This is a genomic window from Limosilactobacillus pontis (assembly GCF_002940945.1).
In the GTDB taxonomy this organism is placed as follows: domain Bacteria; phylum Bacillota; class Bacilli; order Lactobacillales; family Lactobacillaceae; genus Limosilactobacillus; species Limosilactobacillus pontis_A.
The window spans coordinates 50,305-73,194 of record NZ_PNFV01000009.1 but is presented as its reverse complement, the minus strand read 5'-3'; the positions used below and the strand labels follow the sequence as shown (position 1 = coordinate 73,194).

24 protein-coding genes and 1 pseudogene are annotated in these 22,890 nt (G+C 51.1%); 2 read left to right on the top strand and 23 right to left on the bottom strand.

From position 1 onward, the window contains the following. Positions 1 to 90, top strand: a pseudogene (locus CK797_RS07635) (IS30 family transposase); the annotation flags it as partial. Positions 91 to 195: 105 nt separating this feature from the next. Here CK797_RS07635 and CK797_RS07630 read toward each other — a convergent pair. From CK797_RS07630 to CK797_RS07600, 7 genes are all read right to left on the bottom strand, one after another. Then, on the bottom strand, positions 196 to 1,512 hold the full coding sequence (locus CK797_RS07630) for a glycosyltransferase family 2 protein (RefSeq protein WP_104689169.1): 1,317 nt from the start codon (positions 1,510 to 1,512) through the stop codon (positions 196 to 198). Further along, the gene (locus tag CK797_RS07625) at positions 1,509 to 2,015 is read right to left on the bottom strand and encodes an ABC transporter permease (protein WP_104689168.1); all 507 of its coding nucleotides are present in this window, start codon (positions 2,013 to 2,015) and stop codon (positions 1,509 to 1,511) included. Before CK797_RS07625 ends, CK797_RS07630 begins: the two co-directional genes overlap by 4 nt. A gap of 129 nt (positions 2,016 to 2,144) precedes the next feature. Continuing rightward, positions 2,145 to 2,798 carry an orotate phosphoribosyltransferase gene (pyrE, locus tag CK797_RS07620; protein WP_104689167.1) on the bottom strand — a complete coding sequence of 218 codons (654 nt, stop codon included), beginning with the start codon at positions 2,796 to 2,798 and terminating at the stop codon, positions 2,145 to 2,147. A gap of 12 nt (positions 2,799 to 2,810) precedes the next feature. Then, positions 2,811 to 3,545 carry an orotidine-5'-phosphate decarboxylase gene (pyrF, locus tag CK797_RS07615; RefSeq protein WP_104689166.1) on the bottom strand — a complete coding sequence of 245 codons (735 nt, stop codon included), beginning with the start codon at positions 3,543 to 3,545 and terminating at the stop codon, positions 2,811 to 2,813. Further along, the gene (locus CK797_RS07610) at positions 3,527 to 4,453 is read right to left on the bottom strand and encodes a dihydroorotate dehydrogenase (RefSeq protein WP_104689165.1); all 927 of its coding nucleotides are present in this window, start codon (positions 4,451 to 4,453) and stop codon (positions 3,527 to 3,529) included. Before CK797_RS07610 ends, pyrF begins: the two co-directional genes overlap by 19 nt. Continuing rightward, positions 4,450 to 5,739, bottom strand: a complete 1,290-nt coding sequence (locus CK797_RS07605; RefSeq protein ID WP_104689164.1) for a dihydroorotase — start codon at positions 5,737 to 5,739, stop codon at positions 4,450 to 4,452. The genes CK797_RS07610 and CK797_RS07605 overlap by 4 nt, the downstream gene beginning before the upstream one ends. Before the next feature lie 15 nt (positions 5,740 to 5,754). Continuing rightward, the gene (locus tag CK797_RS07600; RefSeq protein WP_104689163.1) at positions 5,755 to 6,684 is read right to left on the bottom strand and encodes an aspartate carbamoyltransferase catalytic subunit; all 930 of its coding nucleotides are present in this window, start codon (positions 6,682 to 6,684) and stop codon (positions 5,755 to 5,757) included. A gap of 451 nt (positions 6,685 to 7,135) precedes the next feature. Here CK797_RS07600 and CK797_RS07595 point away from each other — a divergent pair, with 451 nt between their 5' ends. After that, on the top strand, positions 7,136 to 8,092 hold the full coding sequence (locus tag CK797_RS07595) for a DNA-methyltransferase (protein WP_104689162.1): 957 nt from the start codon (positions 7,136 to 7,138) through the stop codon (positions 8,090 to 8,092). A 163-nt stretch (positions 8,093 to 8,255) separates the two neighbouring features. Here the strand turns inward: CK797_RS07595 and CK797_RS07590 are convergent, their stop codons facing one another. The 16 genes from CK797_RS07590 to CK797_RS07515 all read right to left on the bottom strand — a co-directional run bounded on the left by CK797_RS07590 (position 8,256) and on the right by CK797_RS07515 (position 22,885). Continuing rightward, complete coding sequence (locus tag CK797_RS07590) at positions 8,256 to 8,636, bottom strand: AzlD domain-containing protein (RefSeq protein WP_104689161.1); 381 nt, start codon at positions 8,634 to 8,636, stop codon at positions 8,256 to 8,258. Positions 8,637 to 8,648: 12 nt separating this feature from the next. Then, entirely contained in the window at positions 8,649 to 9,512 is an 864-nt protein-coding gene (locus CK797_RS07585; RefSeq protein ID WP_104689160.1) for an AzlC family ABC transporter permease, read from the bottom strand. 137 nt (positions 9,513 to 9,649) lie between these two features. Further along, positions 9,650 to 10,789 (bottom strand): sensor histidine kinase, encoded by a 1,140-nt coding sequence (locus CK797_RS07580; protein ID WP_104689159.1) that lies wholly within the window; start codon positions 10,787 to 10,789, stop codon positions 9,650 to 9,652. Positions 10,790 to 10,809: 20 nt separating this feature from the next. Beyond that, positions 10,810 to 11,499, bottom strand: coding sequence for a response regulator transcription factor (locus tag CK797_RS07575; RefSeq protein WP_104689158.1), 690 nt, complete (start codon positions 11,497 to 11,499; stop codon positions 10,810 to 10,812). Between the two features lie 96 nt (positions 11,500 to 11,595). Then, positions 11,596 to 12,198 carry a hypothetical protein gene (locus CK797_RS07570; protein WP_146085285.1) on the bottom strand — a complete coding sequence of 201 codons (603 nt, stop codon included), beginning with the start codon at positions 12,196 to 12,198 and terminating at the stop codon, positions 11,596 to 11,598. A 251-nt stretch (positions 12,199 to 12,449) separates the two neighbouring features. After that, positions 12,450 to 13,592: an IMP dehydrogenase gene (gene guaB / locus CK797_RS07565; RefSeq protein ID WP_104689156.1), complete on the bottom strand. Its 1,143-nt coding sequence runs from the start codon at positions 13,590 to 13,592 to the stop codon at positions 12,450 to 12,452. Between the two features lie 84 nt (positions 13,593 to 13,676). Further along, a complete protein-coding gene (locus tag CK797_RS07560; protein WP_104689155.1) occupies positions 13,677 to 14,615 on the bottom strand; it encodes a sugar-binding transcriptional regulator in 939 nt (312 codons plus the stop codon). Between the two features lie 97 nt (positions 14,616 to 14,712). Continuing rightward, positions 14,713 to 15,423, bottom strand: coding sequence for a purine-nucleoside phosphorylase (deoD, locus tag CK797_RS07555; RefSeq protein ID WP_104689154.1), 711 nt, complete (start codon positions 15,421 to 15,423; stop codon positions 14,713 to 14,715). 18 nt (positions 15,424 to 15,441) lie between these two features. Further along, positions 15,442 to 16,740: a pyrimidine-nucleoside phosphorylase gene (locus tag CK797_RS07550; RefSeq protein ID WP_104689153.1), complete on the bottom strand. Its 1,299-nt coding sequence runs from the start codon at positions 16,738 to 16,740 to the stop codon at positions 15,442 to 15,444. A gap of 31 nt (positions 16,741 to 16,771) precedes the next feature. Beyond that, complete coding sequence (locus tag CK797_RS07545; RefSeq protein ID WP_104689152.1) at positions 16,772 to 17,965, bottom strand: phosphopentomutase; 1,194 nt, start codon at positions 17,963 to 17,965, stop codon at positions 16,772 to 16,774. 47 nt (positions 17,966 to 18,012) lie between these two features. After that, positions 18,013 to 18,690 (bottom strand): deoxyribose-phosphate aldolase, encoded by a 678-nt coding sequence (gene deoC, locus CK797_RS07540; protein ID WP_104689151.1) that lies wholly within the window; start codon positions 18,688 to 18,690, stop codon positions 18,013 to 18,015. 356 nt (positions 18,691 to 19,046) lie between these two features. After that, positions 19,047 to 19,826 (bottom strand): DUF1129 domain-containing protein, encoded by a 780-nt coding sequence (locus CK797_RS07535; RefSeq protein ID WP_104689150.1) that lies wholly within the window; start codon positions 19,824 to 19,826, stop codon positions 19,047 to 19,049. Positions 19,827 to 19,850: 24 nt separating this feature from the next. Beyond that, the gene (ychF, locus tag CK797_RS07530; RefSeq protein ID WP_104689149.1) at positions 19,851 to 20,948 is read right to left on the bottom strand and encodes a redox-regulated ATPase YchF; all 1,098 of its coding nucleotides are present in this window, start codon (positions 20,946 to 20,948) and stop codon (positions 19,851 to 19,853) included. Positions 20,949 to 21,027: 79 nt separating this feature from the next. Then, positions 21,028 to 21,225 carry a DUF951 domain-containing protein gene (locus tag CK797_RS07525; RefSeq protein WP_104689148.1) on the bottom strand — a complete coding sequence of 66 codons (198 nt, stop codon included), beginning with the start codon at positions 21,223 to 21,225 and terminating at the stop codon, positions 21,028 to 21,030. Between the two features lie 12 nt (positions 21,226 to 21,237). Next, entirely contained in the window at positions 21,238 to 22,125 is an 888-nt protein-coding gene (locus CK797_RS07520; protein ID WP_104689147.1) for a ParB/RepB/Spo0J family partition protein, read from the bottom strand. After that, a complete protein-coding gene (locus CK797_RS07515; RefSeq protein WP_104689146.1) occupies positions 22,112 to 22,885 on the bottom strand; it encodes a ParA family protein in 774 nt (257 codons plus the stop codon). Before CK797_RS07515 ends, CK797_RS07520 begins: the two co-directional genes overlap by 14 nt. Positions 22,886 to 22,890: the final 5 nt, after the last annotated feature.

Here is a 22,890-nt window from a genome sequence, read left to right as displayed (position 1 = left end):
AATATTCCTCGTAAGTCACTCAATTATCGCACGCCACTTGAAGTATTCTTAAGCTATGTCACAGATGAACAACTTTCAGCTTTTTTCTAATTTAAATTGACATTTCGGGAGTCATATAAAAAGTGCCTCGTAACTGTTAGAACTTTGTCTAACAATTATGAGGCACTTCAAATCCGCACGGGTCGTTTTTAATGCTTAATTGGTCCGCCGTTTGGGACTCTGCCAGGTCCCTTTTCCAAAGCCCAGAATGGTTTTAATGGCCTTATGAAAGGTAATGATAATGGTCAGCGGGTTGACAATCCAGGTGAAGAGCAGGTAAAGGGGCGAAAAAAGGATGTACTTCAGCTTGGTCCCCTGAAAATCGAGGATCAAGGCTGCGAGTACTTGAAAGAGGCCGGCGATCAGCTGGAAATTGACAAAGATCATGCTCATCACGATTCCATGGTAGATCCGCTCATAGTTGCCGACACTTAAGTAGTAGAGCATCAGCAGGATAAAAACAACTGTTGTGACGACGAAGAAGAAGGACCAGACTAAGGATAAGGTCGCGTCCAGTACCATCGGCAGAACATAGCGGTTGCGCCAGGGGTGAGCAAAGGTCTTAGCGAAGTTGGTCAGCCAGACCTCCGTCCCGCCTTGTGCCCAGCGGTTCCGCTGACGGAAGAGGTCGCGGACGGTTTCAGGAACGTTCATATGAAAGACGATATCCGGGGCAAAACGCGGCACCACATTCATGAAGGTATGATCCCAGGCAATGCTGATGTCTTCAGTAGCCCGGTCCTGGCGGAAGCCCCCGGCATTGATCAGGAAACGCTTGCGATACATCGTGTTAGCACCGCTATAGGCATACATAGTGTTGTTGATCGCCGTCTGACTACGCTTGATGATGCCAACGATACTGGAAAACTCAACTGTTTGTGACTTGCCCAACAGGGTCGTCCGGTTATAGACATCCATGTTGGCAGTGACTGCCGCATAGTTGATCCCGCGTGGACTCGCAAAGTAGCGCATGTACTTGATTAGGGCGTCAGGCTCTGGAATCGTGTCAGCGTCGTTACTCAGGATGTACTCACCACGGGCAAAGAACATCCCGACGTTAAAGGCATGGGCCTTACCCTGATTGTCGTCAATCCGGACAACCCGCAGACGCGGATTGACTTTCTGGAGACGGGCCAGAATTGCTGGCGTTTCGTCGGTGCTCCCGTCGTCCATCACCAAAACCTCATAATGATCATAATTTAGGTCGTGGAGAAGGTAGTTAATTGTACTCTCAATGATGACTTCTTCATTGTGAGCTGGCACCATGATTGTGATAAAGGGGTGGCGTTTCAGCTCCTCCCGGCTCGCTAGCTCATCGTCGTGCTTGCGGAAGAGGGCATAGGCAACCGCACCCCAGAACCAGTACATCGCTCCGATAATTGGATAGATGCACAGGATCAGGTTTACCACCAGCAGGACGATCAGCCAGGGGTCGTGGCCCAACTGAATACCATTGACAATGTTTGAAATCATTTCTGTCCCTCCCCGTCATACTTGATTGCGTTCTTAAGGTCATCCCTGGTGAAGTTCTGTTCTGACTTGACGACGTAATAACGTACCGTATGCCGGAAATGGCGGGAACCAAAACGGTCAGCCGCCAACTGCATCGCCTTGTCCACCTGCCGATTGCTCTCTTGGATATCGTATTGTGGAGTCTTCTCCAGGACCCGCTTGCGTCGCCGGTTCTGAATGCCACCAACCAACAGACAGAAGACCGCCATCCCGAGACCGATAATAAAGAGGAGGATGAGCAGAAGGTCCAGCTCACTAAATCCCTCGCGGTAGTGCCAGAAGTAAAATCCCTGCCGACCGTCAGTAATGTAAGCAAGGTAAGTACCGATGGTAACCACGCATGGCACCAGCAGAACCAGCCAACAGAAGATCGCAACCAGGGTCTGCCAGAGTTTGCGGCCCCAGTGCCGTCGGGCGAAGTAGTCATCCTGGTAAGTGACCTTTTGCCCATTTTCATTTTCCATTTTTAATCTCCCAATCATTGTAATCTGTTCGAATCGCTTAAACGCTCACAGTATACACCCTTGCAGGGTCCAGAACGCAAAAAAGCCACCAATCATGGTGACTTTTTTGAGATCTATTCTGCTTGTCCCTTAGCCAGCCGCGTTGAACTTATGGTCGTCGCTCCACTTGACTGGGTTCTCCCGCCATAGTTGGAGAGACTTAAGATGGTCGGCACTAATTTGGTGATTAGCCTTCGCTTCCGCAATTAGGGTCGAATAGTCGGTAACGGCGAAATACTTCAGGTCGTTAGCCAGAAAGTTCTGTTCCGCAGCCTGCAGCTGATAGGTAAAGACGGCCACTACACCGATCACCTGGGCGCCAGTATTATTGATCGCCCGGACAGCGTTGAGGACGCTGCCGCCAGTGGAGATCAAATCATCAATCACCACGACTTTCTGTCCCGGTTTGAGAACCCCTTCAACTTGGTGTCCCTGACCATGATCCTTGGGCTTGGACCGAACGTAGACCATTGGCAACCCCATCTCCTGAGCAACCCATGCGGCGTGGGGAACCCCCGCCGTTGCGGTCCCAGCGATCACATCGGCATCCGCAAAGTGGAGGTTGATCTGTTCCTCCATCCCGTTATAAATTGCTTGGCGCACGTCCGGGTAGGAGATCGTCAGGCGATTGTCCGTATAGATAGGCGACTTCAGCCCGCTCGCCCAGGTGTAGGGTTTGTCGGGGCTCAGGGTTACTGCATGAATGTCTAATAATGCCTTAGCAACACTTTGTGAATAAGTCATGGTTAATTCCTCCTAATCTGCGAGAAATGCTTGTTGAATTTGCTGGTATGCCGCAACTGGATCGCTGCTCTGAGTAATCGGCCGCCCGACCACGATTCCGTTGCTGCCGAGTTCGCAAGCCTGGGTTGGGGTCACTACCCGCTTCTGGTCATCATGTACGGCAAGCGATGGTCTGATGCCAGGGGTGATACAGAGAAAGTCAGGCCGGGTCACCTGCCGAATTGCTGGCAGTTCGTGAGCCGAACAGACTACCCCAGCTAAGCCGACACTCTCCGCCAGTTGGGCATAATTTTGCACCGACTCAATCAGGGAAAGGTCGACGTGCTGTTGTTCATGCAGAATTTTATCGTCGATTGAGGTCAGCTGGGTAATCGCCAATAGCTTGGCCGGACGGACCCCCGCCTCGACCGCGCCCTCTTCCAGCCCGGCCAGTCCCGCCGTCAGCATCTCTGTTCCGCCCGCCGCGTGAATGGTGGTAAAGTCGATGCCGAGACGGCCGATGGCGGCCATAGCTCGGTGCACTGTATTGGGAATATCATAGAGTTTCAGGTCGAGAAAGATTTTAAATCCACGCTTCTGGGCCTCGTGTACAATCTCTTGACCCAGTCCGTAGTACATCTCCATTCCGATCTTGACAATCGGCTTAGGGGTCACATCAAGCTCGTCAAATAGCTTAACCGCCGCTTCCTTGGTCGCCACATCTATTGCAACCATTGGTACATAACGTTTCAAAATCTTACCTCCCATAGGTCCGTCAGCTTCTCAATCCCGTACTTATCCATCGTCAACGGCAGTTCTGCGATGATCTTCGGTAGGGCCAGGGGGTCGTGAAAACTAGCCGCGCCAACCTCAACCGCATTGGCCCCGGCCATCACAAACTCCAGGACATCTTCCGCACTCTCAATGCCACCCACCCCGATAATAGGCAACGCGGAAACGCGGCGAACCTGATGAATCATTCGTAAGGCCATCGGCTTTAGTGCTGGGCCCGACAGGCCGCCAGTTACGTTGGCCAAAACGGGGCGCCGGGTCTTGAGGTCGATGCTCAACCCGGTCAGAGTGTTAATCATTGTCAGCCCGCTGGCTCCACCACTCTCAGCTGCCTGGGCCAGGGGCACAATATTGGTCACGTTGGGAGTCAATTTGACGTAGACCGGCACCCCATGGGTCATGGCAACCACCTGCTTGACCAGCTGTTCCAGGACCGCCGGATCGGTACCCATCGCCAAGCCACCGTGCCTGACATTCGGGCAGGAAACGTTTAGTTCCAGGGCGTTGACCCCGCCGCCGGTTGTCAGCCGATCGGCGACCGCAACATACTCGTCGTTGGTGAAGCCAGCCACACTAGCGATTATCGGTAATTGGGGATAGTTGACCTGAAGCCAAGGGATCTTCTCGTCGACGACTCGCTGAACACCGACATTCTGCAGACCGTTAGCATTCAGCCAGCCGGCTGTTGTATGACAGACTCGAGGGCGCGGGTTCCCCGACCGCGGGTGCATGGTGGTGGACTTCATCACCAGGGAACCCAAGCGATTAAGGTCGTAATTTCTGGCGACCTCCTGCCCATACCCGCAGGTGCCGCTAGCGGCGATCACAGGATTTTTCAGGGATAAGCCCGGCAGTTCGACTGCCAATCGTTGTTCATCCTTCATTTTGCATCCTCCCGGTCATAGACGAGTTTCCCATCAACGAAGGTCTTAACGGTGGCCCCATAGACCCGATCACCGACAAAGGGGGTGTTATGGCCCTTAGAGAAGAACTGATCAGGCTTGATCGTCGTCTGGTGGTCGATATCAAAGACAGCGACATCAGCCGGGTCACCGACCATTAATCCACCAGCCTTATTAAGCTTGAATACCCGCTTTGGTGCCCCACTCAGCCAGTCAATCAACTGCCCTAGGGTAAAGATCCCGTTTTTGACGTAGCGGGTGTAGAGGAGGGCAAAAGCAGTCTCGCTACCGACGATTCCGTTTGGTGAGGCTAAGAACCCTTGCCCCTTCTCAACATCAGTGTGTGGTGCATGATCAGTGGCAATACAGTCGATGGTGCCGTCGAGCAGGCCGGCCAAACAAGCTTCTTGATCTTTCCGGCTGCGTAATGGCGGGTTCATCTTGTATTCCGCGTTATCATCCGGAATGTCCGCATCGGCCAATAAGAGGTGATGGGGCGTAACCTCACAGGTAACGTTGATTCCCAGCTGCTTGGCGTGACGGACCAGCTCAATGCTTTCCTTAGTCGAAACATGGCAAACGTGATAATGGGCTCCAGTGGCCTGGGCGATTACTATGTTACGGGCAATCTGTGCCGTCTCGCTGATCTTTGGCATTCCCGGCAGCCCCATTCTTTGGGCAACCGGTCCATCATTGATAACCCCGTCATTGGTCAGCTGGTTGTCCTGAGCGTGATCGCACATCGGGACATCGTACTTGGCAAGCTCCTGCATGGCCTGGTAGACAACACTGGCGTCCTGGATGCCGGCCCCATCATCACTGAAGAGGCGTGCTCCCGCAGCGTATTGGGCCGCGACATCGACCGGCTCCCTTCCCGCACGACCCTTGGTAACGGGGGAATACTGGATGATCTTGATCGCACTATCCTTGACGTTGCGGGCCTCTTGGGCATGGAAACGTTCCGGCGTATCACAAGTCGGCTTCAGGTTGGCCATCGCGGCGATGGTGGTAAAGCCGCCATGGGCCGCGGCCCGGCTGCCGGTGGCGATTGTCTCCTTATTGGTATAACCCGGCTCACGCAGGTGAACATGGATATCAATCAGGCCCGGCGTAATCAGATTACCGGCCAGATCATATACTATCGCGTCATCATTGGCACTGAGGTTGGTCCCGATCGCGGCAATCTTGCCGTCCTCAATCAAAATGTCACCGGCTGTCAAGTGTCCATCGACCACGCGACGACCGTTTTTCAATAGGGTTTGACTCATAATTGCGGCCCCGTCTTACATGATGCCCTTGTAGCGGAGAATCCGACTCAGAATTGCCATCCGGACGAAAACTCCATTTTGCATCTGCTGAAAGATTCGGGAATTGGGCGCCTCGACCAGGTCACTGGCGATTTCCACACCCCGGTTGACTGGTGCCGGGTGCATAATAATGGCGCCTTTCTTCATCTTGTTGTAGCGTTCGTGGGTTAGGCCGTATTGTTCATGGTACTTTTCAGCATCAAAGGCGCCGTTTTCCGCGCCGGATAGCCGTTCATTCTGGACCCGAAGGAGGTTGACAACGTCCATCTGTGGCAGAAATTCATCAAAGTCGCCAAAAGTTCCATATTGGTTAAGGTCGTCATCGTACCATTCCTGGGGACCAGCGAAGTAAACCTTGGCACCGAGGCGGTGAAGCATCATCGCGTTAGAGTGGGCCACCCGGGAGTGGGATAGGTCACCAATAATTAGGACCTTGAGGCCAATGAAATTACCAAACTCTTCGTGAATCGTCATCATGTCGAGCATGCATTGTGACGGGTGCTGGCCGCTTCCGTCACCACCGTTGGCAATCCCAATCTTGAGATCTGGGTGCTTGATCAGATTCTTGTAGTATTCGTTTTCGGGGTGACGAATAACGGCAATATCAACCCCGATCGATTCCATCGTCTTGATAGTATCGTAGAGGCTTTCCCCCTTCTTGACCGAACTGGTCCCCGCTTCAAACTGCATGACGTGCATGCCGAGCTTCATCTCCGCCATCTGGAAACTGGTCTTGGTCCGGGTGGAGTTTTCGAAGAAAAGGTTGGCGGCAAAAGCTGGGCGGGTAAGTTCCGCCTTCTTGCCGTGTTTGTACTCCTCGGCCTCACTGATCAGATCCAAGGCATCGGCGGCATCCATGTCGGCGACAGTGACAACGTTTGGTTGAATACGTTCAGTGCTAATCATCAAATAGATCTCCTTTTCTTTGCATAAGCGACAAAAGCAGCGTCAACCGATCCAGTCTCCTGGTTTGCGGTCACGCTGCTTTTGGTGTGTTTCTGCTTATGTGGATAGGCTGAAAACACTGCACCGATTCTGCTCTCACAGGAGACAATTAAATGGCTCAGTTCTTTCAAAAATACCTATTTGATTACGTGGGCGAGGACCCGCCGCCACTGTCGATTTGGCCGGGAAATTCTGCATAAAAAATGGCCTCCTCAGCAGTGACTAAGAAGGTCGAATTATTCTAACGCTCAGTTAAATCCTTCCTAGCCTCGCTGGACTAAGTTAAAGGTATTTCGATTGCTCATAATACTAGATGATTTCCCTAAAGTTGTCAACACCTTGATTGAAATTTCTTCCAGTGTCCCGATATGGTATGATCTTAGTTAGCAATAATTTTGTAAGGAGGGCTCGTATGTCAAAATCACCACGCAATAAGACCATCGATTTCTCCCTGGCCAACGCCCCAGCTGGCGTCCTCAATCAGATCCTACACGAGGACGACCAGCTGGAGCACCGGGCAGCAGTGATCGACCAGACCATCAACGGGGACGCATTTAATGTCTTGCCCCGCCTCCCTGACAAGATAGCAGACCTGGCAATTGTCGACCCGCCCTACAACCTTAACAAGAAGTATGACGGCCTCGACTTCAAGAAAATGACCGATTCGGACTACCGAGCTTACACCCAACGTTGGATCGATGCCCTCCTACCTAAACTCAAACCTCAGGCCAGCCTCTACGTCTTCGCTGACTGGCAGACCAGCATTTCCCTGGCCCCGGTCCTGGAGCAAAACTTCACCATCAAGAATCGGATCACCTGGCAGCGTGAGAAGGGACGTGGTGCCCTAACTAACTGGAAGAACGGGATGGAAGATATCTGGTTTCTCACCCGCGACCCGAATAACTATACCTTCAATGTTAACCGGGTTAAGCAGCGACGACAGGTGATCGCCCCCTACCGTATCGCTGGCCAAGCCCGCGATTGGAAGGAAACCGCGGCCGGCCGTTTTCGGGATACGATGCCTTCCAATTTCTGGGACGACATCTCGATACCTTACTGGTCGATGCCCGAAAACACTGGTCACCCAACCCAGAAACCTGAGAAATTGCTGGCCAAGATCATCCTGGCCAGCTCCAACCCTGGCGATCTGATCCTCGACCCCTTCGCCGGTGCCGGATCAAGCCTGGTTACTGCCAAGAAACTTAACCGCCACTTCATCGGCATCGAGCAGAGTCTCCTCTATACTGCTTGGGGTGAGTACCGATTACAGCAGACGGACGCTGGCGACAGCATTCAGGGCTATACAGACGGGGTGTTCTGGGAACGCAACACCTTAGCTGCCCAGCGTGCCCGCCACCATCACCATTAATAATTTTAAACTAAAGGAGTTCGGTTAGGAACTATAAGGCTAGCCTAGGACGATTGTTGGCACGGAACAGGCCAGCAATTGACCGTAGCTAGCCTTACTTTATAATATTCGGAACTGAAAAAGAGGCTAGGAGAAAACAAAGTTTTCTCCTAGCCTCTTTTTCTTAAATCACCATACTCAATAGCCAAACCGCGACCAGGCCACCGATGACTGAGATCGCCATCGAACGGGTAAAGTAGGCAACCACCATTACAACCAGGGCTGCCAAGATTTGCTCGACGTGACCGAATGGGACAAAGTGGTAACCGGCCGTTGTTACGAAAATTCCCTTCACAATCAGGGCGGTAAAGAGACTGACCGGGACGTACTTCATCCACTCGTTAAACCACTCCGGGATCTTTCTGGTAGAGAAAAACAGAATTGGGAAGTAGCGGGGAATAAATGCCGCAAACGCCGCAAAAATAATGACAATGATATGATACAAGATTTTACTGTTGCCAGTGTCGGAAATTAATAAGGGCAAATTACTAAATAGTTGTTCCATACCTAGTCTCCACTAATCATCATGTTCAGATGGGGTCTGCTCCTGATCCGCATCCAGTTGCTGCTTAACTTTCTTCAGCTCACGTCGCTCCTGCTGATCTTCCACCGTGATCCGGGTGGCCATCGGTCGGAAGATCTTAGTCAGGAACCAATTGCTGTCGGGATTCTTACTGTGCTTGCGAACCGTGTTCTCAATCAAGAAGCCAATAAAGGAGGCAATCAGGGTGGCAATCACAATCCCCAGCGTGCTCTTGGTAAGAACCAGGAAGACCACTGCCAGGACCGCCGAAAGCAGACAGATCAACAGGGTCAAGTGGTTACGGACCTGCATCACAACCATGTACAGGAAGAGGGCCGTCAGGGCGAAGTCTACCACTTCCAGGTTAATAGAAAGCGTGCTCCCAATCAAACCGCCGACCATGTTGGCCACCGACCAGGAAATCAGGGAGTAGTGTTCAACCAATAACCCGTCCTTGGGGGTCCATTTCTTGTCGGTGGCAAACTTCAGGTAGTTCACCGCATAGTTTTCATCGTTCATCGATACGGCAAACAGCCAAATGAAGTGTTGTGATTCATTTTTGATGTATTTGGAAAGACTCGACCCCAGAAGAGCATACCGCAGTTCTAGGAAGAATAGAGTCATAAAGATTGATGTCAACGGTGCATGAATTGTCAATAACGACGCCAGAATGAACTGAGCCCCGCCAGAGAAAACCACGATTGATACCACAAGGGTCATTATAAAGTTAAAGCCCGCTGCGTGTAATAAAATTCCACAAGCTAATCCGATTGGAATATAGCTAAGGCAGAGCGGCATCGCAATGCCTAAGACTTCTAGCCATCGTGCTTTTTCTGGATTTATTTGCGCTTTAGCCACAGAATTTCCTCCAATTACCGTCATCTTTTATCAAAATAAAGCGACACAATGCTCTTTCAGTTTAACACACTCCAATTTTAATGAATATAGCGAAATAAAAAGAATGAAGAATTTGCGACAAACTTCTTCATTCTTTATTAAAGTTGTTTAACTTGTTCCTGCTTGAGGGGCAGGGTGACGATAAAGGCCGTCTCGTTGGCGTCGGAGGCCACTGTTACCTTGCCATGGTGCAAGTCGACGATGCTCTTAACGATTGCCAGTCCTAAACCGGTACCACCCGTGGCCCGAGATCGAGATGCCTCAGCCCGGTAAAAGCGCTCGAAGAGGTGGTGCTGGGCTTCCTCTGGGATCGGGGTCCCATCATTGGCGACTTTGACCACGACCTGATCTTGTTCCTGATGGGCGGTAATTCGGATGTAGCTGGCGCCGTTGCCGTACTTGAAGGCGTTAGCGACGAGGTTGTTGAATACCCGCCCTAATTTCTCGGGATCAGCTTCAATCATCAAGGGGTTGGGCACCACCTTCGAGCTGATCTCAATCCCCCGCCGGTCAGCCTCTAGGGCAAAACTGGCGGTCAGCTGCTCTAACAACTGGTCGAGGTCAACCCGCATAATATTGACCGGAGCTCCATGTTGCTGGACCTTAGTGTACTCGAAAAGGTCGTCTACCAGGTTCTTCATCTGTTTAGCCTTTGAATAGGCAATGTGGGTGTACTTGAGGATATCCGCCTCGTTTTGGTACTGTTTATCTTCAATCAAGCCCAGGTAGCCGATAATGCTGGTCAGCGGGGTCCGCAGGTCATGACTAACGTTGGTGATCAACTCATCCTTAGACTTCTCGATCTTGCGCTCATCATCCATCGACTGGACCGCGCTGTCAACCAGGGCGTTAACGCTAGTGATCACGTGCTGCTCGCTACCCTTGAGACGAAACGGGATCCGGTGGTCAAGGTGGCCCTGGGCAATGTAATGAAGTTCACCGATAATATGATTCATCAGGTACAGGTGATAGCGGCGACGCAAACGCCACCAGACAACCCAAACGTCAATCAGGACCAGGAAGATAATCAGGATCCGCTGGTAGCTCCAGATCTGGGCCTGCATCGGGCCGATCTTCAATGACTGTTTGATCATAAAAATCCCACTGGTGACCCCTGGATTAGACTGAATGACGTCCTGAATAATGGTCAAAACAGCCATATTCAGTAAGATCAACAGGATGACCGTGATAACCCCTTCAAAAATCAGTGAACTTTTTTCACGTCCAGTAAGCTTCACGCTTGAACCCCCTCAATAAACTAGTGGTTCTCGATCTTGTAACCGACACCCCAGACGGTTTGAATCACCTTTTCACCGTTGGTAGCCTCTTCAATCTTGTCCCGCAGGTGGCTAACGTGGACCATCACCGTCTTGGCGGAGACCACGCTCTCTTGTTGCCATACCCGCTCAAAAATATCATCAGCGGAAAAGACCCGGTTTGGGTGACTGGCCAGCAGGTAGAGGATCCCAAACTCAAGGGCCGTCAGTTGGATCGTATCCCCCTTGATTGTTTTCACCTCGTGTGAGTCCTTGTTGATAATCAATGGACCAACATTGAGGACGTCTGGCTGATCATTGGTGACCTCTCCCTGGCTGCGCCGCAACAGCGACTTAACCCGGGCCATAACTTCTAACGGGTTGAATGGCTTGGTTACGTAATCGTCTGCTCCGCTGATCAAGCCCTGGATCTTATCCATATCGGCCGTCTTGGCAGACAGGACAAGGATCGGAATGTCGGAGTCCTTACGTACCTGCTTGATAACTTCCATCCCGTCCATCTCAGGCATCATCAGGTCCAAAATAACCAATGCGATGTCCGGATTGGTATTCAGCTTGGTTAGGGCCTCCTTGCCGTTATAAGCAGCTAACGGCTCATAGCCCTCGTTGCGGATATAAATCTCCAGCAACTGTACAATCTCTTTATCATCATCGACAACTAAAATCTTCATTTACGGCCACTCCTTCTCGGCTGTCTCTAAATCCCTATCAATTATAATCAATCCTTATTCTTAAGGCCGGCTTTTACCCCCGACCTTAAGAAAATCTTAGCGGCTGACGTTGAGCACAATGGTCTTCGTCTGCTGACCATCAGTCAAGATCAGATAGTAGTTTCCAACCTTGGTAAAGGTATAGTTAACCGCGCCCGCATTGGGTTGAGCGGAAAACGTCTGTAGAACATTACCGCTACCCGCATCGATAATCTGCAACTGGTTCTTGGCTGGCACCGCGAAATTATTCAAGACGGCGCGGCCATTCTGATCAAGCTTGATGTTCTGATGGTCCGGAGTCGGCAGTTCATCCATCTTCTGCTCGCCCTGACGGTTATTGTTTGCGGCGGCTTCCTTAGCAACCGAACTGGCACTGGCCGAACTAGCTGAACTGCTAGATGCTCGTGCCGCACGTTGAGCCTTGACTGATGACGATTCGGCAGCCTGGCTGGTAGCAGCCTCAGTCTGCATGTTGCTAACGCTGGCCCCAGCTCCGGCCAAAATAGCTACGAGCAGCAGACACCAATTCAGCGTCGGATGGGTCTTTGCCAGAGGCCGTGTTCCCCCGTGCAGGGCGTGACGCGTTTGCCGGATCCACTGTACCAGAAACAGCAACACTCCTAATCCCGCTAAACTCGCTAGCAGTATTTGATAATTCATGTGTCTCACCCCTCTTAACGGATCTTAGTCAATTTAGTCTCTTCTTTAATTGTACCAGTTTCTGCGAACCCGGACACAATAAAAACGGCCGATAAATAAGCTTCTCAGCTTGCCATGCGACTATTCCAGGATGAATTGACATGTCCACTTTTGTTTATCAGCATTAACCAGCAGGCTTCACTATATAAAAAACAAAAAAGCTGAGGCTGGGAGAAAAATCTGTTTTCTCCCAGTCTCAGCCAGTTTAATAATCATTTGTAGTTAGGAGCAGCCTTGGTGATCTGTACATCATGAGGATGAGACTCACGTAGCCCAGCATTCGTAATCTGAACGAACTGAGCCTTATTGATCAGGGTTGGAATATCTGGGGCACCAACATAGCCCATTCCGGAGCGTAGGCCACCGTCAATTTGGAAAACAATGTCAGAAACGTCACCCTTGTACTCGACACGGGCCTCGATCCCTTCTGGAACCAGTTTATTGGCCTCATTAACCCCGCCCTGGAAGTAGCGGTCAGAGGAACCGTGGGCCTGGGCCATGGCACCGACAGAACCCATTCCCCGATAGGCCTTGTACTTCTTGCCGTGGTCCTCGAAGACCTCACCAGGAGCCTCAGTTGTCCCAGAGAGCATACTACCGAGCATAACAGCATTCCCACCAGCTGCCAGAGCCTTGACCACGTCGCCGGAGTACTTGATCCCCCCGTCGGCAATGATCGGCTTGCCATATTCACGAGCAACCGTAGCAGCGTCATAGATTGCGGTGATCTGCGGTACACCGACACCGGCAACTACTCGAGTCGTACAGATGGAGCCGGGGCCAATACCGACCTTAACCACATCAACACCAGCATCGAAAAGAGCCGCAGTGGCCTCTCCGGTAGCAACATTCCCAGCAATCAGGGTCACGTCTGGGAAATGGTCGCGAATCTCCTTAATCTTGCGCAGTACACCCGCGGAGTGACCATGGGCGGTGTCAATGACAATTGCATCGGCACCGGCCTTTAGGAGGGCTTCAGCTCGCTCGAAGGTATCGCTGGTAACCCCAACGGCAGCGGCACAAAGCAGACGGTTCTGGTCGTCAACTGCTGCCTTGGTAGCACTGGCGGGAACCACGACGCTCTTGACGTTAGCTACCTCTCCAGCCTGGGCCTGGATCGACATATTCTTGTGGATAACTCCTAGGCCACCCTGAAGGGCCATGGCAATCGCCATTGGGCCTTCCGTGACAGTATCCATTCCGGCACTAATCAACGGAATATGGAGTTTCAAGTTGTCAGCCAACTGAGTACTTAAATCAACTTCATTTGGTAAAACATGGCTTTCTGCCGGAATCAGCAGAACATCATCAAACGTCAAACCCTTTTTCGCAAACTTTGTCTCCCAACTTGACATCGATCAAACACGCTCCTTAGTTTTTGATTAGGTCAACTCTACTAGGAATCGACGCCAAGGTCAATAGTAAAAAAGTGAAAATTATTAGGAAAATTCCAGGAGATCGTTCGCGCTTTCCTGATCGATCACCAAGGTATTGGCGTATCCCGCCACCAACGCACCGTGAATTGCCGGAACCTTGGCTACATTAGCCGCCACTAGAATACTATGCTTCTTCTTCTTCAACTCAGCCAGCCGGATCCCAATTGTCCGTTCATTGATGTTCTGATTCACAATCTGGCCCTTGACATCGATAAAGCGGGAAAAAATGTCCCCGACTGCCTCTTGTTGCAGAATCTTCTGCTCACGTTCGGTAAAGTAGCCCAAGCGGAAGAGAAGGGCGGAATCACGAACTGTGCCAACCGTAAACATGGCAATGTCAGCCTGCTGTCCCAGCTTAAGAATGTACTTGATATGAGTATCGTTGGCAACCAACTCCTTGGTCTTGGCGTGGTCGAAGATGACCGGCACTGGCAAGTACTGAGGCAGGGTATTGAAGGCACTGGCAAAGGTGTTGACCGTCTCGAAGGCGTAATTTCGCGTCTCAGTGTTGGCCATCGATCCCTTCATCTGAACGACTTTGATTCCAGAAACGTCCTTGGGGGTAATGTGAAGGGCAACCTGATAGACCGTCTTTCCCCAGCCCAAGCCGATAACATCATTATTTTTAACGATCCTCTCAATATAATGGGCGCCGGCGATCCCAACCTCCTCAAGCGGGTTGTCTTTGCCTGGTACAATGATTGTCTGCTTAAGGCTTGGGTACTTGGCTATCAGGTCATCCTGTAACTGGTGAAGTGGTGCCAGGGGGTTGTGGATCTTGATCGTTACTAACCCCTGATCACGGCCATACTGAAGCAGACGAGAAACGGTTGCCCGGGAGATATTTAGTTCACTGGCGATCTCTTGCTGGTTAAAGCCATCCCGGTAGTAAAGGGTTGCAACCTTGAGCGCCAGGGCGACTTTTTTGTTTTCACCATCCATTGTCTTTCCTCCCTTATACACAAAAACAAGGGAACTGTCACAGGATCACTGTTCCAGGCCCTTGTTTTGCTGTTGCATTAAATTCTAACAGATTACGCTATTTACCGGCAATTGCCGTCTCCAGCGAGATATTGATCATATCGTTGAACGTCTTCTCACGTTCCTCAGCCGTGGTCTTTTCGTCACCAAAGATCAAGTCACTAACGGTCAGAACAGAGAGGGCACGGAAATGCAGCTTGGCACCCAGCAGGTACAGGCCAGCAGATTCCATTTCAGTCCCAAGAATACCGTAGTCACGAAGTTTCTTCATGTCCAATTCATCGTTGTAGAACCGGTCAGCAGCGAAGATATCCCCTACCTTCGTGTCGATACCAAGCTTTTCAGCAACGTGATAAGCGGTGTCCAGTAGTTTGAAGTCGGCCAGCGGTGCGTAGTGGAAGCCCGGGCCAAAGGTGTTCATCGTTACCGCTGAATCCGTGGAAGAACCTTGCGCTAGGATTACGTCCCGCAGGTGAACGTCAGGTGCGATGGCCCCACAGGAGCCAACCCGAATAATAGTCTTGACTCCGAAGAACTTAACCAGTTCGTTAATATAGATAGACATCGATGGAATCCCCATCCCGGAGCCCTGAACGGATACACGGTGGCCCTTGTACTCACCGGTGTAACCGAAGGCATTCCGGACGGAGTTAACCTGCTTTACGTTGTCCAAAAAGTTTTCTGCAATGTACTTTGCCCGCAGCGGGTCACCCGGCAGTAATACTACATCTGCATAATCGCCCATCTTGGCGCCAATATGTGTACTCATTATCTATTCCTCCTCAAATTACTCAATGATCTCATGAATCAGCGTTGGCTTCTCGCCGTGGTCACTAATTTCGATACTTTCGTCTAACAGCTGTTCAACATCCTTGATATCTTGGCGGTTGCTATAGATCGTCAGAAGCGGCTCGCCCGCCTCAACAGAGTCACCGAGCTTATGGTGAAGCTCGATCCCGACACTATAATCTAGCTTATCATCAGCCTTCTGTCGGCCTCCGCCGAGCAGCATACTGGCAGTACCAATCTCATCAGCGGCCAGCTTGGTAACTATCCCGGCCCGCTTTGCCGGATACGAGATCTGGTACTTCGCCTGAGGCATAACTTGATAGTCATCCATTACGCGTGGATCACCGCCCTGGGCAACCACCATCGCCTTGAAGCGATCGTATGCAGTGCCGTCAGTAATGGTTTGTTCAAGCAATTGTCGTGCTTCTGCAGGAGTTTTGGCCTTGCCACCCATTACTACCATATAACTGCCAAGGGTCAAGACCAGTTCGGTCAAATCGTTTGGCCCCTTACCCTTCAAGACATCAATTGATTCCTCAATCTCGAGGGCGTTGCCGATCTTGTTGCCTAGCGGCTGGTTCATGTCAGAAATCACTGCCATACACTGCAAGCCGGCCTGCTTACCGATGTCCACCAGGGCATGGGCGAGCGCCCGAGACTGGTCCAGCGTCTTCATGAAGGCGCCGGCCCCGGTCTTAACATCAATTACCAGGGCATCAGTTCCCGAAGCAATCTTCTTGCTCATAATCGAACTGGCAATCAATGGAATTGAGTCTACCGTGTCCGTAACATCCCGAAGACCATAGATCTTCTTGTCGGCAGGGGCAACTTCCCCGGTAGCACCAACAATTGCCAGTTTTTCCTTGGCAACCTGGTCGATGAATTGCTGTTCACTCAGCTCCACTTTAAAGCCCGGAATCGCCTCAAGCTTGTCTAGCGTACCGCCGGTGTGACCCAGACCACGGCCCGAGATCATCGGAACCGGGATCCCCGTGGCCGCCACCATTGCGGCAAGCGGCAGGCTGACCTTGTCACCAACACCCCCAGTAGAGTGCTTATCAACCTTGACCCCCGGGATCTTGCTCAGGTCGAGTCGTTCCCCAGAATGCATCATTTTCATGGTCAAGCTGGTCTGCTCGACGCTGGTCATCCCCCGGAAGTAGATCGCCATCAACAGGGCACTAATCTGGTAGTCGGGAATGCTCCCGTCAACCACTCCGTCCACGAAGAACTGTAACTGTTCATCGCTTAAGGTTCCCCCGTTTCGCTTGGTGTTGATGATGTCAACCATCCGCATCACAATCGCTCCTCTCGTTTTACTTTAATAGCTAGTCGTTGCTGATTTCCTTGTAGAAGCTGGTTCCCCGGACAGAGTCAACGTTAAAGTTGTCCAGAATCGTTGCTCCAAGGTCAGAGAAGGTCTTCCGCAGACCCAGTGACTGGTTGGTCTTCTTCATTGATGGAGAGTAAACCAGCAACGGCACGTTTTCACGCGTGTGGTCGGTACCCCGGAAACCAGGATCGTTACCATGGTCGGCAGTAATCATCAGCAGGTCGTCTGGCTTCATTTCTTTAAGCACTGTACCCAAACGCTTATCAAAGTCCATCAATGCCTGACCGAAGCCCTTTGGATTACGCCGGTGACCATACATGGCGTCAAAGTCCACCAGGTTAGTAAAGCAGAAGCCAGTGAAGTCCTGCTTCATGACATCGTCCACATGGTCCATCCCGTCCATGTTGCTCTCGTTGTGGTAGCCACGGTCGATCCCTTGACCGGAGAAGATATCATTGATCTTACCAACTCCAATGACATCATAGCCAGCCTCACGCAAGCGGTCCATGTCAGTCTTGCCAATCGGCTTCAGACTGAAGTCATGCCGGTTAGCGGTCCGGGTGAAGTGATCCTTGTCTGGGCCAACGTATGGACGAGCAATGATCCGTCCAACAGTGTATTCAGGACCATTGACCAGAGTCCGAGCATATTCACAGATCTTGTATAGTTCCTTGACTGGGATAACATCTTCGTGTGCCGCAATCTGCATTACAGAATCTCCGGAGGTATAGAGAATCAGTTCTCCAGTCTTCATTTGCCGCTCACCGTAATCGTGGATAACTTCGGTCCCGGAATACGGCTTGTTGACGATCACCTTCCGGCCGGAGAACTTCTCCAGCTTGTCAACGATTTCTTGTGGGAAGCCGTTTGGGAAGGTGGACAGCGGCTTAGTAACTGGCAGACCCATCATTTCCCAGTGACCATCCATACTGTCCTTACCGGCAGAAAGTTCTTCCATCTTGCCATAGTCACCGATTGCCGGATCAGCAACTGGAACCCCTTCGATTGGAGTATCACGGAGGTTGCTAATACCCATCTTGCCCAAGTTTGGCAGCTTTAAGTCACCCTTATAAAATTCGCCAACGTGACCAAGGGTATCTGAACCAAGATCATCAAACTTATCGGCATCATGTGCAGCACCAGTACCAACTGAATCCATTACAATAACAAATACACGTTTATATGACATGTTAACCCCTCCATCTTGAAAATTTTATTAGCTAAAACTATACCAAACTAGTCTTGCTTGGCAGCTTCTTCGAGGATCTTAACAGAAGCGGAAACCCCGAGCCGGTTGGCACCGGCTTCAATCATAGCGTAAGCCTCATCCAGACTGTGGATACCACCAGCAGCCTTGATCTTAAAGTCAGGGCCAACAGCTTCGCGCATCAGCTTAACGTCTTCAGCCTTGGCACCGGAAGTGGAGAATCCAGTGGAAGTCTTAACGAAGTCGGCACCACCCTTGACAGTCAGCTTGCTGGCCCGAGTCTTCTCTTCGTCGGTCAGCAGGCAGTTTTCGATGATGACCTTCAGGAGCTTGCCCTTTTCGTGGGTAGCTTCGGCAACGGCCCGGATATCATCTTCAACTGCCTGGTCGTTACCACCCTTCAGCTCACCAATGTTGATGACCATGTCGATTTCGTCAGCACCATCTTCAATGGCCTGCTTGGTTTCAAACACCTTGCTGGCTGTTGAAGTAGCCCCCAGAGGGAAGCCGATCACAGTACAAGTGTTAATATCGGTTCCTTCCAAACCTTTATGAACCCGCTTGACCCAGTATGGGTTGATGCAGACAGAAGCAGTATTATACTTCCGAGCTTCGGCAACGGTCTTGTCGATCATCTCGGCAGTGGCTTCTGGCTTGAGCATCGTGTGGTCCATGTACTTAGCTAATTGTGCTTGTGTTAACTTCATAGTTGAAATCTCCTTTGAAAATATGTATGCGTTTTCAATCGACTACGTTTATAGTTTAACAAGCTCCTGTACATTTGTCCAGCGATTTTTTGAACATTTGACCAATTTTTATTTTTCCACAAATTCATTAAGATAATTTCATCAAAATAATCATAATTTATTAACAATTAGTTGTTCAGTAGCGAATTTAGGCAAATAAAAACGAGGATGACAAATCGTGGTTCGTCATCCTCGTTAGTTTTCGTTTCTAATTGTTATAAAGGCCAATTGCAACTGAGACTATTAGTGCCAAGCATACGAAGCAACAAATAAGCAGCGCTCCCCCGCGGTAAGCCACGCAGCTTGTTATGCTAGGATTAACGCCGCCGGTTGCCACCGTAGAAGCCGCCAGTGATATGGTACTTCCGCCGGTAGTAGATGTCCCCCGCAAAGGTTACCACAGCGATCGCTAGGTATGCCCACTGGTTGAGCCGTGGATTGATAACGTTTGGCAGCAGAGAAGCCAGCATGTAGACTGCCAGCCAAGCCACCAAGCCAAAGGCGACGGTCAGAACCCGGAACCACATTGGCTTGGTCTGCACCCACTTGCCATCCTTGTTTTTCGTCGGCTGAAGCTGTGTAGTAACGTAGCCAAACAGGACCCCACCAAGAATTGCAACCAACAGGATGGCTGTAATACCGCTGCTTCCAGCACGGCTACTGCGCATGGCTAGTGGTGACAGCCAGAACATCAGGCCAAACATAAAGGTGAAGATACTTAAAAAGATCAGGGCATTATCGATTGCTAACATCCAGATCGATTTCTTAGTCATGTGTTCAGGAGTCTTCTTCGGATTCTTCAACTCCTTGGCATAGGCAGTTGGGGTGCCAAAAAGGGCTTTAGCTGTCTTCCCCTTCTTCTGGCCAGCCGCCAGTTGCTGAGCAGTCTCTTCCAGCATTGCCGGCTTCTTATCACTAGCAACCCCCTGCCGGTCCAGCTGCTTATTCAGCTGATACATAAATTCTTCATTCTTACGAGTTAAATGATACTGACCAAACGCGCTCCCCTGGGCTTGGCGCTGGGCCTTGACGTGCTCCTTCTGCCGCTGGCCAGCCGCCGCGTTACGTGCCTGATTATGTGTTTGTTCTTCGCTCACGAATAAACTCCTCTCTGCTTTAAATTAGACGTTGAAGCGGAACTCAACGATGTCACCATCTTGCATTACGTAGTCCTTACCTTCAAGCCGCAGTTTCCCAGCTTCCTTGACTGCAGCCGCGGAACCAAGTTGGTCGAGGTCGGTAAAGCTCATGACTTCGGCCCGGATGAAGCCCCGCTCAAAGTCAGAGTGAATAATCCCGGCAGCTTGTGGTGCCTTGGTCCCCTTCTTGAAGGTCCAAGCCCGGGTTTCAGGACCACCAGCGGTGAAGAAGGTTTCCAGGCCCAGTAGCTTGTAGGCAGCCCGAATCAGCCGGTTCAGCCCTGGTTCTTTGACCCCTTCCATTTCCAGGAAGTCGGCCTTATCAGCGTCATCCATCTCGGCAATTTGTTCCTCAGCGGCAGCGGCAACCCCGATTACCTCACCGTCACCCTTGACGTGTTCTTTGATAGCTGCCATGTACTTACTATTGTCAGGGTCAGCCATATCATCCTCGGCAATATTGGCAACATAGAGAACCGGCTTGCTGGTCAGCAGGAAGAGGCCCTTGACGATCTTCTTCTCATCATCGGAGAAGTCAATGGACCGCACGCTCTTGCCATCTTCCAGGACCGGCTTAATCTTGTTTAAGACTGCTAACTCAGCCAGGGCATCCTTGTCGCGACCCTTAGCAGCACGCTGTACCTTGCTCAATCGTTTATTAACGGCATCCAGATCAGCCATGACCAGCTCCAAGTTAATCGTGTCGATATCTTCAATTGGATCAACTTTTCCAGAAACCGTGGTAATGTCGTCATCATCGAAGGCCCGAACAACGTGAACAATTGCATCAGTCTGACGAATGTTTTCCAGGAACTTGTTACCAAGTCCTTCACCCTTGCTGGCCCCCTTAACGATTCCGGCAATGTCGGTAAATTCGAAGGTCGTCGGTACGATCTTTTTGGCCGGGATCAGTTCCTGAATCCGGTCCAGGCGCTTGTCTGGAACCTCAACCATCCCCACGTTTGGATCAATCGTAGCAAACGGATAGTTGGCCATTTCAGCCCCCGCCTTGGTAATTGCGTTAAACAACGTTGACTTACCGACGTTTGGCAAGCCGACAATTCCTGCAGTTAATGACATGAATAATTCACTTTCCTTTTTTCGTTAATCTTTCTTATTTTAAGCTATATTGCACGATTTGTGACCACTTTAACCATATTTATTCCGCCGGGTGAGCCTTTTCGATGACTTTCTTGAGTCCCTTGTCGAACTTCTGTCGAGTCATCATTACCACGTGACCACATCCCTGGCATTGAATCTTGATATCGGCCCCAACCCGGGTAATCGCCCAGCGATTGGTGCCACACGGGTGGGCCTTCTTCATCATGACAATGTCACCCTTATCATAGTTTGCCATCTTGCACCCCTCCTAATCGAGCGAAATATCAAGCAATTCCAAAATCCGCGTCAAATCGTCGTTGGAGGTATATGGAATCTCAATCTTCCCGCTACCCCGCTTCCGGCTTTGAGAAACCGCCACCTTGGTACCAAACTTGCTCTGCAGCTGGTCCTCTGCCTCACGAATATAGACCGGTTTACGTTGCCGCTTATGCTGGTCCTTTGCCTTGGCGGTACCGTTCATCTGAGCAACGATCTTCTCCAGCTGACGGACTGTTAAGTTCTGCTTAACTGCCCGGTTAGCTAGCGGAGTCAACTGACGTTTATTTTTCAATCCCAGGATGGTCCGTGCCTGGCCCATCGACAGTTGACCAGCATTTAAGGCTTCCTTAATTGGCGCTGGCAGCCCCAACAGACGGAGATAATTGGCAATGTATGGACGGCTCTTACCGAGTTTGACCGCTACCTGAGCCTGGGTCAGCGATAATTTATCCATCAGTGTCTGATAGGCCTGAGCCTCTTCAAGCGGCGTCAGGTCCTCACGCTGAAGATTCTCTAAAACGGCAACCTCCATCATCTGCTCATCGCTCATCGTCCGAACAATTGCCGGAATCGTCTTTTGCTTGGCAAGCTTAGACGCCCGAAAACGTCGCTCACCAGCAACCAGCTCGTAGCGTTCCACCGCCGGATCGGGCTGACGGAGAATGATTGGCTGAAAGACGCCGGACTTCTCAATTGAGGCCGCCAGCTCCCGAAGCGCCGCCTGATCGAAAGTTCGCCGGGGCTGGTAAGGGTTGGCCCGGATGCTCGTCAGTTTGATGTCTTGAACTTGTTCTGTTGAATCTGGATCTGCAATAGTATTTTCCTCAAAGAGAGCCTCAATACCACGACCCAGGGCACCTGTTCTATGCTTTGCCATGTTTTGCCAACACTTCCTTTGCTAGTTGTTCATACACGTGGGCCCCCGTCGACCGCTTATCGTAGTCGACAATCGCCAAACCATGGCTCGGGGCCTCCGATAGGCGGACGTTACGGGGAATCACCGTCTCATAGACATGATCGCCAAAGGCCTTGCGGACCTCGGCATTGACCTGCTGGCCAAGGTTGGTCCGCTTATCGTACATTGTTAGCAGAACCCCTTCAATCTTCATTTGCGGGTTGAAGTGACGCTTGACCAGGCTAATCGTGTTCTGTAACTGGCTCAGTCCCTCCAACGCGTAATACTCACTCTGGACAGGGATCAGGACCGAGTCAGCAGCTGTAAAGGCATTGATCGTGAGTAAGCCCAGGGATGGCGGACAGTCAATCAAGATAAAATCGTAATTATCGCGAACCTCACCGAAGGAATCCTTTAGACGGGTCTCCCGAGCCATCAGATTGGTCAGCTCAACCTCTGCCCCGGACAGGGCAATTGTCGTCGGCGCAATGTCTAATCCCGGATGGCTGGATGGTTTAATTACGTCTGTCAGCATCGTTGTCTCATCAATCAGCACATCATAGACACTCTGCTCAATCTGCCGTTTCTCAATACCCAGGCCGCTGGTAGCGTTGCCTTGGGGGTCAAGATCAATCAGCAACACTCGTTTTCCCAGGTCGGCGAGACAGGCCCCGAGGTTCACACTTGTCGTGGTCTTGCCGACACCACCTTTTTGGTTTGCTAACGCAATTACTGTGCCCATCTTAC